The sequence below is a fragment of the Microbacterium sp. UBA837 genome (genome assembly GCF_002296025.1).
GTDB lineage: Bacteria > Actinomycetota > Actinomycetes > Actinomycetales > Microbacteriaceae > Microbacterium.
In genome coordinates, this window is sequence record NZ_DBHD01000137.1 from 1 (window position 1) to 14,937 (window position 14,937).

Genomic DNA, 14,937 nt, shown 5'->3' on the forward strand with positions numbered 1-14,937 from the left:
TCGATGCGCTCGCGCACCGGGTCGAGCCCGACGAGATCGATGAGCGCGTTCGTCGCCAGCGGGTCAGCAGCCGCCGCAGTGAGCACCGCGAGATCCCCCGGGTTCAGATCGGCGGCCGCAAGGTGGCGCCACAGTCCAGCCGACCCACCGTCGGCAGTCGGGGGCCGGGCAACGGATGCCGCAGCATCCAGCTTGCCTGCCTCGATGGCTGCCGATACCTGGATCAGAAGGGGCACCACACCGAGCTGCGCGACCGGCAGCGTGATGAACGCGTCCCCGAGCACGAGGTCCTTGCCTCGATCGAGGTCGGTGACACACACCGAGACGCGGCCACCGGCGTTCGCCAGCTGTTCGAGAGCGTGCATCGTCGCAGCAAAGGAGCGCGCGCGCCCAGACGCATGACGAGTTCGCCGAGAATCGGCGCGGTGATCCGCGCGCGACGTGCTGGGTGGTGTGCCCACCGAGGGATCCTTCCCGTGTTCAGGTGGGGGGATTCTAGGTGATCGACCTCACCAGATAGTGACGCGCTCGGCGGGGTCCAGCCACAGCTCGTCGGCCTCTGTCACCTCGAATGCGTCGTAGAAGGCATCCACGTTGCGCACGATCTGGTTGCAACGGAACTCGTTGGGCGAATGCGGGTCGACCGTGAGCAGGCGGATGGTCTCGGCATCCCGTCCCTTCTGCTGCCAGATCTGTCCCCAGCTCAGCAGGAGTCGCTGGATGCCGGTGTAGCCGTCGATGACCGGAGCCGACTCATCGCCGAGCGAGATTTCGTAGGCCTTGATCGCGATACCGAGGCCCCCGAGGTCGCCGATGTTCTCACCGATCGTGAGCGCGCCGTTGACGTGATGCTTCTCGTCAAGGCCTCGCGGGGTCAACGCGTCGTACTGCTCGATGAGGGTCTTGGTGCGCTGCTCGAACGCTTCACGGTCGGCCTCGGTCCACCAGTCGCGCAGCGATCCGTCACCATCGAAACGGCTGCCCTGGTCGTCGAATCCGTGGCCGATCTCGTGACCGATGACCGCGCCGATACCGCCGTAGTTCGCCGCGGCGTCGCGGCTGGCGTCGAAGAAGGGATACTGCAAGATCGCCGCGGGGAAGACGATCTCGTTCATGAGCGGGTTGTAGTACGCATTGACCGTCTGTGGTGTCATGAACCACTCGTCGCGATCGATCGGCTTCCCGACCTTGGCGAGCTGGCGATCATGTTCGACCCGATGTGCACGGCGCGCGTTGCCGACGAGATCGGTGGCGTCGATCTCGAGCGCTGAATAGTCCTTCCACGTCGTCGGGTAGCCGATCTTCGGCGTGAACGCGTCGAGCTTGGCGAGGGCCCGTTCGCGGGTCTCGGGGCTCATCCACTCCAGCGAACGGATGCTGCGGCGGTACGCCTCGATGAGGTTCGCAACCAGCTCGTCCATTGCTTCTTTGGCAGCCGGCGGGAAGTGCCGCTCGACGTACACGCGTCCGACTGCCTCACCCATCGAGCCCTCGACGAGGCTGACTCCGCGCTTCCAGCGCTCTCGGATCGTGGGCACCCCGGTGAGTTGAGTGCCGTAGAAGGCGAAGTTCTCGGTGACGAATTCGTCCGACAGGAGAGGTGCGGCGCCGCGGATGACGGCGAACCGCAGCCAGGCCTTCCAGTCATCGAGTCGCTCGGAAACCAGCAGCGCACCCAGCGATTCGATGAAACTCGGCTGGTACACGACGACCTCGTCGAAGGCCGCCTCCTTTCCGGGCGCGAGCGCCGACAGCCACGGCGCGAGGTCCAGCCCCGCCAACTCCAGGAGCTGCGTCCACGTCCGCAGGTTGTAGGTGGCCATCGCGTCGCGGCTGCGCACGTTGTCCCAGTGGTGGGAAGCCAGCTCGGTCTCGCGGGCGACGATGCGATCGGCATCCGTCGCGGCATTCGCGACACCTGCGAGGGTCAGCATCCTCTCGACGTGGGCCCGGAACTCGCGGCGCGTCTCGTCGAAGTTCTCGAGCCGGTAGTAGCTCTCGTCGGGAAGCGACAGCCCGCCCTGCACGATGAAGGGGACATAGCGCTGCGGGTTGCCAGGGTCGGGCTCCACGTACAGGCCGAACAGGCCCGAGACGCCGTCGCGCTCAAGGGTGCCGAGAGTCGTCATCAGCTCCGGGATCGATGAGATCCCATCAACAGCGGACAGCTGAGCGGCGATCGGGGTCGCGCCGAGCTCGGCGATGCGCTCGGTGTCCATGAAGCTCGTGTACAGGTCGCCGATCTTGCGCGTTTCGGTGCCGGGCTCGGCATCCGTGCTCTCTTCGATGATGGCGCGCACATCCTTCTCGGCCTGTTCGGCGATCAGGTGGAACGAGCCCCAGCGAGCCTTGTCGTCCGGAATCTCGGTGCGATCGATCCACGCACCGTTGACGTGACGGAACAGGTCGTCTTGCGGGCGAATGTCGGCAGAAAGTTCTTCGAGCGGGAGGCCAGAGACGAGGGCGTCGGTCATGTCCTCCAGAATAAGCACCTCCGCTATGGACGATCCCTGCGAGGCGGGAACACCGAACGAACGGCTGGCGGATGCAGCATCCGTTCGCGCAGGTCTTCGTAGATGGGCCGGGTGCGAAGAGCCGCGGCGACGAGGATCGCGCAGACGGATGCCGCGAGCATCGGCGCCAGCACTGTGGCAAGGGCCGTCATCTCGACCACAACGGCGATGCCGGTCAGGGGTGCCCGGATCGTGGCAGCGAACATCGAGGTCATGCCGACGAGGACGAACACCACGACCGTCGTATCGGCCACCTCCGGGAGAATCAGCTTCGCGACGGATCCGCAGAGCGCTCCCCACAGCGCACCGATCGCCAGGAGCGGGGCGAACAGGCCCCCGGGGGTTCCCGCCGCGTACGAGAGCGGACCGGCCAGAAACCGGATGACGAGGGTTGCAGCGAGCACGATAGGGATGAGCGACTCGCCGCGAAGTAGGCCCTGCGAGATCGGATCGCCCCCGCCGGCACCGAGCGGGTCGAGGAAGAGCAGCAGGCCGACTGCTCCGCCGATGATCGCCGCCTGGGCCACCGGCGGCACGCGGCGCGCTGCCCGGGCCGCCGTCAGGAACCCGAGGATCAGACGGTTGTATCCCGCACCGAGGATGCCGGTGAGCAGGCCAAACACCGCGAAGACGCCCACTTGCGCGAGGTCGGGCGGCGGGACGGGCGCTACCTGGAAGATCGGCGCATTGCCAACGACGATCCACGCCGTGGCAACTGCCACAGCGACACCGGTCAGGGTTGGGAGGACGATACGCGCGCGCACCGACTGGGCGACCTCTTCGATGACGAAGAGCGATCCGCCCAGCGGAGCGTCGAAAGCGACGGCTAGGCCAGCGCCAGAGAGGGCGGAGTGAAGGGTGCGCGCGTCCGCCGCGGATCTGCGGCTGCGGCGAGCAGCCTCGGCGCCGAGCACCGCCCCGATATGAACCGTGGGGCCCTCGCGACCCAGCACCATTCCCGACCCGATCGAGAGCACGCCGCCCACGAACTTCGCCACAAGCACGCCCAGCGCGCTCGGCGGCTCCTCCCCGCGCTCGACAGCCTCGACGTACTGGATGCCGCTCCCGGCCGCCTGTGGGACCCACTTCACGAGAAGTGCTGCCAGCGTCGCGCCCGTGGCGGTGACGGCGATAGCGATGAGCCACCCCCACGCGGGCTGGTCGTGCGCGAACGCGAAGACCTCGATGCGCAGATGCTCGGCCTGGTCGATGCACCAGCGAAAGGCCCCGCCGACGAGTCCGAGGGCGAGACCCGCGATGGCAGCCAGCAGCATGAGGATCGCGATCTGCCGGGCAGCCCCACTGCCGGCATCCGGAGATGTCGTCGACGACGTGTTCCCCGTCATCCCACCCCTGCCCGGGCGCCCGGCGGCGCCTCTTCCGCACTGCCCATCGTGGCATCCGCGCGGTTCGTTTGCCGCGAAGCGCGGACGACGGATGCCACGCACGGCGTGTCGCGGCAACCGAACAGACCCGCACCGGACGGTGGCGCGGCGCGCGTCATCCGTGTCAGCGGCGGTGAACCCTAGGCTCGGCTCGTGCCTTCTCGACCCGCCGGCGCTCCCTCGACGCTGAACCGTGACATCCTGCGGCTCGCGGTGCCGGCCCTCGGCGCCCTCATCGCCGAGCCGCTGTTCCTGATCGTCGATTCGGCACTGGTCGGGCACCTGGGTACCGTGCCGCTGGCCGCCCTCGGGATCGCTTCGGCGATCCTGCAGACGATCGTCGGGCTCATGGTCTTTCTCGCGTACTCGACCACACCGGCAGTCGCCCGACGCTTCGGCGCCGGCGATGCGAAATCTGCGGTTTCGGTCGGCATCGACGGCCTCTGGCTCGCGCTCGGGCTTGGCGCACTTCTGGCCCTCGCCGGATCCCTCGCGACACCACCCCTCGTCTCGCTGTTCGGTGCCACCCAGGAGGTGGCGGCGGATGCGGTGACCTACCTCCAGATCTCCATGTGGGGTCTTCCCGCAATGCTCATCGTGTTCGCCGCGACAGGGCTGCTGCGCGGGATGCAAGACACCGTCACGCCGCTGTGGATCGCCGCGGCCGGCTTCGGCGCGAATGCTGCGCTGAACGCGCTCTTCATTTACGGGCTCGGGTGGGGGATCGCGGGCTCGGCGGTGGGAACCGTGCTGGCCCAATGGGGCATGGTCGTCGCCTACGTCGGTGTCATCGGCCGGCTGGCTCAGCGGCATTCGGCCCAGGTCCGCCCGTCGGCTCGCGGCGTGCGCGGGTCCGCCCGCACCGGCGGCTGGCTATTCCTGCGCACGGTGTCGCTGCGGATAGCCCTCCTGACCACGGTGGCCGTCGCCACCGGGCTCGGCACCGATGAGCTCGCCGGCTGGCAGGTCGCGTACACGATCTTCTCGGCAGCAGCGTTCGCTCTGGACGCCCTCGCGATCGCGGCCCAAGCGCTCATCGGCAAGTCACTCGGCGAGCAGGACCATGCCAGAGTGCGTAAGGTGCTGCAGCGCACCAGCGCGTGGGGTCTGTGGTTCGGCATCCTCGTCGGCGCGGGGGTCGCGGCGGCATCCGGGGTCATCGGCATCCTCTTCACCGGCGACCCGGAACTTGCGGCCATCGTGCAGCCCGCCCTGCTCGTGCTCGCCGTTGCGCAGCCGCTGTGCGGCATCGTCTTCGTCTGGGACGGCGTGCTCATCGGTGCCGGCGACGCGCGCTATCTCGCGATCGCGGGCGCGCTGAATCTCGTACCGTTCCTCCCCGCCCTGGCCCTCGTCGCGATCTTCCACCCCGGCGGCGCCGCGGGGCTCGCGTGGCTTGCCGTCGCCTTCTTCGGCGTCTACATGCTTGCGCGCGCCGCGACGCTCGGCTGGCGGTTGCGGGGCCAGACGTGGCTCGGCTCTACCCTCAACATATGAGCCCCGAGAGCCCCTCCTCCCCCTCGCTGCAGGTGCGACGCAAGCCGCAGCGGCAGAACACTGACGCCGACGTGCTGCGCGGCATCCTGGCTGAGGGGATCGTCGCCCACGTGGGCTTCGTGCGGGACGGCGCACCGATCGTGTTGCCCTACCTCTACGGGGTCGGCGATCTCGGTGAAGGCCCCGTTCTGCTGCTGCACGGGTCGACCGGCGGCGGGCTGTTCTTGGATGCCGCGGGCGAGGGCGTCCCGGTCTCGGTCACGGTCACCCACGTCGACGGACTCGTCTTCGCGGCATCCACGTTCGAGAGCTCCGCGAACTACCGCAGCGCGGTGGTCTTCGGGCGCGCCCGCATTGTGCCTGAAGACCAGCGGGAGCGGGCGCTGTGGCAGGTCTCGGACCACCTCATGCCGGGCCGCCGCGCCGAGGTGCGGGAGATGACCCGCAAAGAAGTCCGCGCCACTCACGTTCTGCAGGTCCCGCTCGATCAGGCGAGCGTCAAGGTCCGCTTCGACGGGGTGGGCGACACTGAGGACGACGGCGAGGACCACACCGTTTGGGCGGGTGTCGTGCCGCTCGCCGTCCGCGCGGGCACACCGATCGGTTCCCCGGTGACCCGCGCGGCAGGGGCTGCGGATGCGGCATCCGTCGCTGCTTTCGCTCAGCGGCTGCACGATCTCGCCGCCGAGCGTGAGGCTCGACTGCGCGAGATCATGCAGCCCTGAGGGCGGCTACGCGCCGTCGCGGACGCTGCGGGCGAATTCGGTGACGTTCGCGCGCAGGGCCTCGATGCGCCTATCGCGCGCCGCCTCACGGTCGAATCCGAGGTACGCCGACGGCGGGAGCTTTCGAACATTCACCGAGCACTCGAAGTTCTCGCAGACGAGGATGCCGACGGTATCGCCGCGCCGTCCGGCGTCGCCCGCTCGCTTGGCGGCGAACATCACGACGTCATTGGGGAGCTGGACGTCGTTGCACCACGAACATTGCGGACGACTCAGGGGGCGAGCATCGGTCTGACGCAGCAGGATGCCGACGGGCTCGTCGTCGAGTTCGATCACGACTGACGCGAGCTTCGGCAGCTTCGAATCGCGGATGCCGAGATAGTCCAGGGCCTCCCAGTCGCGAGTGTCGAGGTCGGTGGGAAGGGTGAGGTTCTTGCGCTCGCTGCGCGAGGCGTTGAGAAACGATGCCCGGATCTGGGCGTCGGTGAGGGGACGCATATGCGTGCCTTTCAGGGTGTGAACGCGCGGCGGCCTGCTCGAGCAGAGCCCAGCTCACGCCCAGCGTCGACACCACTCATACATCACGACAGCTGCAGCCGCGGCGGCATTGATCGAGCGGGTCGACCCGTACTGCGCGATCTCGACGCTGCCGGATGCCGCGGCCAGCGCCTCTGCCGAGAGCCCCGGCCCTTCCTGACCGAACAACAGAACGCACGCCTGGGGCAGGTCCGCCTCGGGCAGCGGCCGGGAGCCCTCGACGTTGTCGATCGCGATCACAGGAAGGTTCGCAGCATCCGCCCACACGGCGAAAGCCGCGACATCCTCGTGGTGACGCACGTGCTGATAGCGGTCGGTGACCATCGCGCCGCGCTTGTTCCAGCGGCGACGCCCGATGATGTGCACTTCCGCTGCGAGGAAGGCGTTCGCGCTGCGGACGATGGAGCCGATGTTGAGGTCGTGCTGCCAGTTCTCGATCGCCACATGAAACGGATGCCGCCGCTCGTCCAGGTCCGCGACGATCGCGTCCATTCGCCAGTATCGGTACCGGTCGACGACGTTGCGGCGGTCACCTGCGGCGAGGAGGTCGGGGTCAAGTCGGGGATCATCCGGCCATTCAGCTTCACCGCCCGGCCAGGGTCCGACTCCGTGAGGGAGTTCCGGCTCGCTCCCGGGCTCCGTCTCGTCCTGCACGTCGAGCAATCTATCTGACGGTCGCGCTGAGCCCGGACGGTGAGTGCCCACCGCGCATCTTTTCGGTATACCGAAAAATCGATAGGGTTTCGATATGCCGAAGTCTCCACCGACGCTCACTGCCACGGTCTCAGCGTCGGCGCGCGCACCCCGGTTGGTGTGGCTCCTCGGCCCGGCGATGGTTGCCGGCGTGGCCTACCTCGACCCCGGCAACGTTGCCAGCAACATGACAGCCGGCGCACGCTACGGCTACCTGCTGGTGTGGGTCGTCGTCGTCGCGAACGTGATGGCCTGGCTTATTCAGTACCTCTCGGCAAAGCTCGGCGTGGTCACCGGCGAGAGCCTGCCCCAGGCACTCGGAGGGCGAATCCGGAGCGTCTGGGGGCGGCGCCTGTACTGGCTGCAAGCCGAGCTCGTGGCGATGGCGACCGACGTCGCCGAGGTGATCGGCGGTGCCGTCGCCCTGAACCTGCTGTTCGGCATCCCCCTGCTCTGGGGTGGGGTGATCACGGGTGTCGTCTCCCTGGGCCTGCTGATCGTGCAGTCCAGGCGCGGCGCCAGGCCCTTCGAGGTCATCGTCATCGGGCTCGTGGTCCTCATTGCTGTCGGGTTCACCGCCGGAGTCTTCGTCGCGCCGCCCGACCCCGCCGGAATCGTCGGCGGTCTCGTCCCCCGGTTCGAAGGCGCCGACACCGTGCTGCTGGCGGCATCCATCCTGGGCGCGACCGTCATGCCGCATGCGATCTACGCGCACTCGGCTCTCAGCCGCGACCGGTTCGCGCCGACCACCACGGCCGGGCCGTTCGCGTTCGGCTCCGCGGCGGCCGGCCTCGAATCAGGGCGCGGAGTGTCGACGAGGCAGCTCCTGACCGCCACGCGCTGGGACGTCACGATCGCCATGGTGATCGCCGGAACCGTGAACCTCTGCATCCTGCTGCTTGCTGCAGCGAACCTCGCGGGCGTCCCCGGCACCGACTCGCTCGAGGGCGCCTACGCCGCCCTGCGCGACGGGCTCGGACCGATCATCGCGACGCTGTTCGCCGTCGGACTGCTCGCGAGCGGCCTGGCCTCCACAGCCGTCGGAGCGTACGCGGGCGCCGAGATCATGAGCGGCCTGCTGCGCATCCGGGTGCCGCTCGTGGTCCGGCGCCTCGTCACGCTCGTTCCCGCTCTGCTGATCCTCGGGTTCGGCGTTGACCCGACCTTCGCTCTCGTCCTCAGCCAGGTCGTGCTCTCGTTCGGCATCCCGTTCGCCCTCGTTCCGCTCGTGTGGATCACCGCACGGCGCAGCGTCCTCGGTCCGTTCCGGAACCGACTCGCAACGACCGTCCTGGGCGTGGTGTCAGCGGCGCTGCTGATCACTCTCAACCTGGTGCTGCTGTGGCTGGTCTTCACCGGCACGTGATCGAGCGCCCACCCGGGGCGGGTAGGGTTTCGGCATGTCCTCCGCGGCCGTCGACGACTATCTGAAGACGATCTACAACCACACGGAGTGGCAGACCGAACGGATCACGCCGTCGCAACTCGCTTCCGAGCTCGGACTTGCGCCCTCGAGCGTGACCGAGATGGTTCGCAAGCTCGCCGCGGCCGGGCTCGTGACCCATCGCCCGTACGGACCGATCTCGCTCACGACAGCCGGCGAGCACCGCGCAGCCGCCATCATCCGTCGCCACCGCCTTATTGAGACCTGGCTCGTACGCGAGTTCGGCTACACCTGGGCCGATGTGCACGAGGAGGCAGAGATCCTCGAACACGCCATCAGCGACCGGCTCCTCGACGGCATCGACCAGCGCCTGGGCAGACCGCAGTTCGATCCTCACGGCGACGCGATCCCGGATGCCGACGGCACGGTCACCCGTGAGCGATTCGTGCTGCTCGCCGATGCTCCCCCGGGGCACTGTGGACGGATTCTTCGCGTCTCTGACCGCGTCCCGGGGCTGCTCGAGGCGTTGGATGCGGCATCCGTCGAGGTTGGCGGCGTCGTGTGCGTCCGAGGACCCGCCGTCCTCAAGGTCGACGGACGGGATGTGACCCTGCCCTCGACGGCGCCCGAGGCCATCTGGCTGAGCGCCTGAGTCGGGTCCGCTGTAACCCCAGCCTCAGTCGCGCGCTGACGCGGGTCACGCCGCGCCGCACCCACACGACAGCGCGACCGAACCGGGATACCGTCGGCTCAGCGGGCCACGGATGCCGCTGCGAACGGCCACCGGGTGCGGGTTGCCGCTTCGCAGGCTTCCCAGATCCGCGCGAGGCGCTCCGGGTCGCGGATGATCTTCGGCGCTCGCGCCCGCCGCGGGTCCCCCTTGACGATGAAGCGCGGTCCCCAGAACTGGCCACCGGCGATCGACGGGTCGGCCAGCGCCCGCACGAGGGGCCACGCGCCGTGCTCCTTGGACTGGGTGAACGGGGTCTGCAGGTTGTCGACGAACCGGGTGATCTTGCTTGGTTGGTTCACGCCGTGGAGGCCCGGTGTGCGTCCGCTCACGGAGTACCCGGGGTGCACAACGACACTGTCGACCGGAACGCCGTGCTCGCGCAGGCGCCGATCTGCTTCGAGTCCGAGGGCCGTCGTCACGACTTTCGACTGCACGTACGCACGCCAGCCCGAGTAGCCCTCGGTCAGCTGCAGGTCGACCGGGTCGTAGGGGGTCAGGGAGATCGACATGCTGCCGAGCCACACCATCCGTCCCCCTGATCGCGCGAGCGGCACCAGCAACTCTCCCGCGAGCGCGAAGTGCCCGAGTGCGTTGGTGGCAAGCACGACCTCGGCACCGTCGGAGGTCGTTTCACGGCGCCGGGGTGGATGAACGACTCCGGCGTTGAGCAGAACCCCATCCAGCGGGCCCCGCGTCCGCAAGGATGCCGCGGCCGACCGGATCGATCCAGGCTTGGCGGTGTCGATGATCAGAGATTCGATGTCGGCTCCCGGAACACGCCCCGCTAGCGTCGCTCGAGCGGCGGAAAGACGCTTGGGATTGCGGCCCGACATGATGACATGCGCCCCGGCACGGGCCAGTTGTTCGCTCGCGAAGTACCCAAGGCCGGCGTTGGAGCCCGTCACGAGGTACGACTGCCCGGAAAGGTCGGGCAGCGACTCGGGATCCCACCGCCTGCGCGTCACGTGATCGACACTAGACCTCCGCGAGCGGGATACGCTGTGCCCATGCGGACCCGAGCAGACGTGGAATGCTGGCTCACCGACATGGACGGCGTGCTCGTCCATGAGAACATCCCTGTCCCCGGCGCTGCTGAGGTGATCGAGCGCTGGCGCGAACAGGGAGTTCCCTTCCTCGTGCTGACGAACAACTCGATCTTCACGCCACGCGACCTCAGCGCCCGGCTCCGGGCATCCGGGCTCGTCGTGCCCGAAGAGGCCATCTGGACCTCGGCACTGGCGACGGCGGATTTCTTGCGCGGACAGGCCCCCGGCGCTTCCGCGTTCGTGATCGGCGAGGCCGGCCTGACCACGGCCCTGCACGAGGCCGGTTTCATCATGACCGAGAACGACCCCGACTATGTCGTGGTCGGCGAGACCCGCAACTACTCGTTCGAGGCGATCACAAAGGCCATCCGCGCGATTGCCGGCGGTGCGCGGTTCATCGCCACGAATCCCGACGCGACCGGTCCCTCGGCCGAGGGCGTACTCCCGGCAACCGGGGCGATCACCGCCCTCATTACCAAGGCCACCGGCAAGGAGCCGTACGTGGTGGGCAAGCCCAACCCGATGATGTTCCGCTCGGCACTGAACCGAATCGGCGCGCACTCAGAGTCCACCGGGATGATCGGCGACCGGATGGACACCGATATCGTCGCGGGAATCGAAGCGGGTCTTCACACCGTGCTGGTGCTCACCGGCATCAGTGATCCCGCCGAAATCGAACGCTTCCCCTTCCGTCCCGACGAGATCCTGGACTCGATCGCCGCGCTGCTTCCCGCGGAGTCTGAAGAGTCGGAGATGCCCGAGGTGCTGTGATGGGTGCCCTGGACGACGGCGACCACGTCGAAGCCGGGGACGCAGACGAAGGAAAGCGTCAGTGAACGAGCTCGAACAGTCGCTGCTGCTGTGGACGTCGCTGATCATCATCAGCGGCGCCCTCGTCGTCGCGGTGTGGCAGTGGTGGCGCAGCCGCGGCGACCGCGGCGAGGACTGAGGTGTTACTGCGGGGCGAGGCCCAGGTCGTCGAGGTCGATCGCCGCGAGCCACTGCAGCCCGGCATCCTCGATCGCCCGCTGCGCACCGGTTTTGCGGTCGACGATCACGGCAACGGCGACCGGCTCCGCGCCCTCGCGGCGCAGCGCCTCGACGGCCTTCAGCGCCGACTGCCCCGTCGTCGAGGTGTCTTCGAGCACGACGACGCGCTTACCCACGACGTCCGCTCCCTCGACCTGACGGCCGCGGCCGTGGTCTTTCGGCTCCTTGCGGACGACGAAGGCGTCGAGCGGATGCTCGGTGTCGACTGACGCGTGCATGACGGCGTTCGCGATGGGGTCGGCGCCGAGGGTGAGGCCTCCGACTGCGACGACGGTGTCGGCATCCGTCCCGAGCCCGGTGCGAACGAGGTCGAGCATGATCCGCCCGATGGCGGGGGCCGCCCGGTGATCGAGCGTGAGCTTGCGCATATCGACGTAGTACGACGCCTTCTTGCCGCTGGACAGGGTGAAGTCGCCGTGGAAGACCGCTTCGGCGCCGATGAGGGCGATGAGGGCTTGGCGGTCGGCTTCGAGTTCGGGCGTGGAGGAAGCGGTCACAGCCCGAGTCTAGGAAAGAACGCACAATGTTTCCGCGTCATCTGGGACCGTAGCCCCGCGGCGGCTCCTAGATTGGTGTAGCTCGGGCCGCGCCTCATCGCGAGGACGATGGTCCCGAAGCCGCGTCGAGCTCGCCGATAGAGTCAGGCCCGTTCGCGGAACCCGCACGCGAGAAGCAAGGGAGTGCGCACATGACCCGCATCGGCATCGTCGCGGAGCGCGGCGGCGAAACCCGCGTCGCTCTCACCCCGCCCACTGTCGCTCGGTTGATCACGCTCGGGTACGAGGTGGTCGTGGAGGCAGAAGCGGGCGCGGCATCCTCGTTCCCCGATGCGGCGTACACGGATGCCGGCGCCCAGGTGACCGACCGTGTGGGCGCCTGGGGTGCAGACATCGTCGTGATGGTGACGGCTCCGAGCGCTGATGACGTGGCCCTGCTTCGGGACGACGCGACAGTGATCGGAATGCTCGCACCCGCGTTCCGGCCCGAGGTTCGGGAGTCGCTCGCGACCCGCGGAATCACGGCGCTATCACTGGATGCCGTTCCGCGCATATCTCGGGCGCAGTCGATGGATGTCCTGAGTTCGATGGCCAACATCTCGGGGTATCGCGCCGTTGTCGAGGCAGCGCACGAGTTCGGGCGCTTCTTCACCGGCCAGGTCACGGCCGCCGGGAAAGTACCGCCCGCGAAGGTGCTGGTCGCCGGCGCGGGCGTCGCAGGACTCGCGGCGATCGGTACGGCCGCGAGCCTGGGCGCTATCGTGCGCGCCACCGACCCGCGGCCCGAGGTCGCCGACCAGGTGAAGTCGGTGGGCGGAGAGTACCTTCCCGTCGAGGTCGACGAGGTCATGGAGTCTTCCGACGGGTACGCCAAGGCGACGAGCGAGGCCTACGATCGGCGCGCCGCCGAGATCTACACCGAGCAGGCGGCGGATGTCGACATCATCATCACCACCGCGCTCATTCCCGGGCGCGCAGCGCCGCGGCTGATTACGGCATCCGATGTCGCGCAGATGAAGCCGGGGAGTGTCATCGTCGATATGGCGGCGGCGCAGGGCGGCAACGTCGAGGGATCGGTTGCGGGCGAGCGCATCGTGACCGAGAACGGCGTAACGATCCTCGGCTACACGGATCTTGCGGGGAGACTTCCCGCGCAGGCGTCGCAGCTGTACTCCACAAACGTCTACAACCTGGTCGCGCTGCTCACCCCCGGCAAGGACGGGCAGCTCACGATCGACTTCGACGACATCGTGCAGCGTGGTGTCACCATCGTTCGCGACGGCGAGTCGACCTGGCCACCACCGCCCGTACAGGTCTCGGCCGCACCGAAGCCGGTCGCGGGGGAGCCTGCCCCGAAGCCGGAACCGAAGAAGGCGCCCGCGTGGCGGACCCCGGTGCTTCTCGGGGCCGCGGCGGTTCTCCTGTTCGTCGTGACCGCGATCGCACCGCCACCGATCCCCCAGCACTTCACTGTGCTGGTCCTGTCGATCATCATCGGCTTCTTCGTGATCGGCAAGGTGCATCACGCCCTCCACACGCCGCTCATGAGCGTGACAAATGCCATCTCGGGCATCATCGTCGTCGGCGCGATGCTCCAGCTGGCATCCGGCGTACTCGTCGTCCAGATTCTCGCGGCAATCGCCGTGCTCCTGGCAAGCATCAACATCTTCGGAGGCTTCGCCGTGACCCGCCGAATGCTCGCGATGTTCTCGAAGGGTGAGGCCCGATGAGCGCCGCGTCGATCCTTCTCCACAGCGGTGCGTCAGTATCTGCCGCGAGCGCGTCAGTTGCGGCATCCGTCGCGGGGGCCGCGTATCTCGTCGCTGCGCTCCTGTTCATCCTGAGTCTGCACGGGCTCAGCAAGCACGAGACAGCCCGCCGCGGTGTGCTGTTCGGCGTCGGCGGCATGGTCATCGCGATTGCCGCGACGATCTGGCTCACGGTGGAGCAGCTGTGGGGGCAGCCACAGGCGACGATTGGACTGACGCTGCTCGTGGTCGCGGTGCTGATCGGCGGATCGATCGGGCTGTGGCGCGCCCGCGTTGTCGAAATGACCGGGATGCCCGAGCTCATTGCGCTCCTCCACAGCTTCGTCGGCCTCGCGGCGGTCATCGTGGGGTGGAACGGGGCGCTCGACCCGGGCGAGATCGACGGGGCTCTGCTCGGCATCCATCATGCGGAGGTCTTCATCGGCGTGTTCATCGGTGCCGTGACCTTCACGGGGTCGATCGTCGCGTTCCTGAAGCTGTCGGCTCGCATCTCGTCGAAGCCGCTCATGCTGCCGGGCAAGAACGCCCTCAACCTCGGCGCCCTGGTCGCTTTCGTCGGCCTGACGGTTTGGTACGTCATCACGCCCGACCTGTGGTTGCTGATCGTCGTGACGATCCTCGCGCTGCTGCTCGGCTGGCACCTCGTCGCCTCGATCGGCGGCGGCGACATGCCGGTGGTCGTCTCGATGCTCAACAGCTACTCCGGTTGGGCCGCCGCGGCGGCAGGCTTCATCCTCAGCAACGACCTGCTCATTGTGACTGGCGCGCTCGTCGGGTCCTCGGGTGCCTACCTGTCGTACATCATGTGCCGTGCCATGAACCGATCATTCATCTCCGTCATCGCCGGCGGGTTCGGGATCGAGGCGCCCAGGTCGACGGATGACGAGACCGGCGAACACCGCGAGGTCGACGTCACGGGCGCCGCCGAGCTCCTCGCCGAGGCAGACCGGGTGATCATCACTCCGGGTTACGGCATGGCGGTCGCCCAGGCCCAGTACCCGGTTGCGGAGCTGACGGCGAAGCTGCGCGAGCGCGGCGTGGACGTCAGATTCGGCATCCATCCCGTCGCCGGGCGCCTTCCCGGCCACATGAACGTGCTGCTGGCCGA

General features: G+C 68.1%; 14 protein-coding genes. 7 read left to right on the plus strand and 7 right to left on the minus strand.

Features of this window, described 5'->3' with window-relative positions; genetic code table 11:
- The 3 genes from B3587_RS10150 to B3587_RS10160 all read right to left on the minus strand — a co-directional run.
- Positions 1-365, minus strand: a 365-nt coding sequence (locus B3587_RS10150) for a serine hydrolase (RefSeq protein WP_292728330.1), incomplete at its 3' end; no start/stop codon positions are given.
- 144 nt (positions 366-509) lie between these two features.
- The gene (locus tag B3587_RS10155) at positions 510-2,474 is read right to left on the minus strand and encodes a M13 family metallopeptidase (protein ID WP_292728332.1); all 1,965 of its coding nucleotides are present in this window, start codon (positions 2,472-2,474) and stop codon (positions 510-512) included.
- A 23-nt stretch (positions 2,475-2,497) separates the two neighbouring features.
- Positions 2,498-3,859: a ClC family H(+)/Cl(-) exchange transporter gene (locus B3587_RS10160; RefSeq protein ID WP_292728334.1), complete on the minus strand. Its 1,362-nt coding sequence runs from the start codon at positions 3,857-3,859 to the stop codon at positions 2,498-2,500.
- Positions 3,860-4,051: 192 nt separating this feature from the next.
- On the opposite strand from B3587_RS10160, the gene B3587_RS10165 reads away from it, so the two are divergent.
- Positions 4,052-5,395 carry an MATE family efflux transporter gene (locus B3587_RS10165; RefSeq protein WP_292728336.1) on the plus strand — a complete coding sequence of 448 codons (1,344 nt, stop codon included), beginning with the start codon at positions 4,052-4,054 and terminating at the stop codon, positions 5,393-5,395.
- Positions 5,392-6,120, plus strand: a complete 729-nt coding sequence (locus B3587_RS10170; protein WP_228178292.1) for a pyridoxamine 5'-phosphate oxidase family protein — start codon at positions 5,392-5,394, stop codon at positions 6,118-6,120. The genes B3587_RS10165 and B3587_RS10170 overlap by 4 nt, the downstream gene beginning before the upstream one ends.
- Positions 6,121-6,126: 6 nt before the next feature.
- On the opposite strand, the gene B3587_RS10175 is transcribed toward B3587_RS10170, so the two are convergent.
- Both B3587_RS10175 and B3587_RS10180 read right to left on the minus strand, forming a co-directional pair.
- Positions 6,127-6,618 carry an FBP domain-containing protein gene (locus B3587_RS10175; protein WP_292728338.1) on the minus strand — a complete coding sequence of 164 codons (492 nt, stop codon included), beginning with the start codon at positions 6,616-6,618 and terminating at the stop codon, positions 6,127-6,129.
- 54 nt (positions 6,619-6,672) lie between these two features.
- The gene (locus B3587_RS10180; RefSeq protein WP_228178290.1) at positions 6,673-7,311 is read right to left on the minus strand and encodes a TrmH family RNA methyltransferase; all 639 of its coding nucleotides are present in this window, start codon (positions 7,309-7,311) and stop codon (positions 6,673-6,675) included.
- Between the two features lie 94 nt (positions 7,312-7,405).
- On the opposite strand from B3587_RS10180, the gene B3587_RS10185 reads away from it, so the two are divergent.
- Positions 7,406-8,716 carry an Nramp family divalent metal transporter gene (locus B3587_RS10185; protein WP_292728340.1) on the plus strand — a complete coding sequence of 437 codons (1,311 nt, stop codon included), beginning with the start codon at positions 7,406-7,408 and terminating at the stop codon, positions 8,714-8,716.
- Positions 8,717-8,750: 34 nt separating this feature from the next.
- Positions 8,751-9,386: a metal-dependent transcriptional regulator gene (locus tag B3587_RS10190; protein WP_292728342.1), complete on the plus strand. Its 636-nt coding sequence runs from the start codon at positions 8,751-8,753 to the stop codon at positions 9,384-9,386.
- A 98-nt stretch (positions 9,387-9,484) separates the two neighbouring features.
- Here B3587_RS10190 and B3587_RS10195 read toward each other — a convergent pair whose 3' ends face one another.
- On the minus strand, positions 9,485-10,432 hold the full coding sequence (locus tag B3587_RS10195; protein ID WP_292728344.1) for an SDR family NAD(P)-dependent oxidoreductase: 948 nt from the start codon (positions 10,430-10,432) through the stop codon (positions 9,485-9,487).
- A 42-nt stretch (positions 10,433-10,474) separates the two neighbouring features.
- Here B3587_RS10195 and B3587_RS10200 point away from each other — a divergent pair, with 42 nt between their 5' ends.
- Positions 10,475-11,284 (plus strand): HAD-IIA family hydrolase, encoded by an 810-nt coding sequence (locus tag B3587_RS10200; RefSeq protein ID WP_292728346.1) that lies wholly within the window; start codon positions 10,475-10,477, stop codon positions 11,282-11,284.
- A gap of 182 nt (positions 11,285-11,466) precedes the next feature.
- Here B3587_RS10200 and pyrE read toward each other — a convergent pair whose 3' ends face one another.
- Complete coding sequence (gene pyrE / locus B3587_RS10205; protein ID WP_292728348.1) at positions 11,467-12,060, minus strand: orotate phosphoribosyltransferase; 594 nt, start codon at positions 12,058-12,060, stop codon at positions 11,467-11,469.
- Positions 12,061-12,251: 191 nt separating this feature from the next.
- Between pyrE and B3587_RS10210 the strand changes: the two genes are divergently transcribed.
- Both B3587_RS10210 and B3587_RS10215 read left to right on the plus strand, forming a co-directional pair.
- Positions 12,252-13,790, plus strand: a complete 1,539-nt coding sequence (locus B3587_RS10210) for a Re/Si-specific NAD(P)(+) transhydrogenase subunit alpha (RefSeq protein WP_228178284.1) — start codon at positions 12,252-12,254, stop codon at positions 13,788-13,790.
- On the plus strand, positions 13,787-14,937 hold a 1,151-nt coding region (locus B3587_RS10215; protein ID WP_292728350.1), incomplete at its 3' end, for an NAD(P)(+) transhydrogenase (Re/Si-specific) subunit beta. The genes B3587_RS10210 and B3587_RS10215, both read left to right, overlap by 4 nt.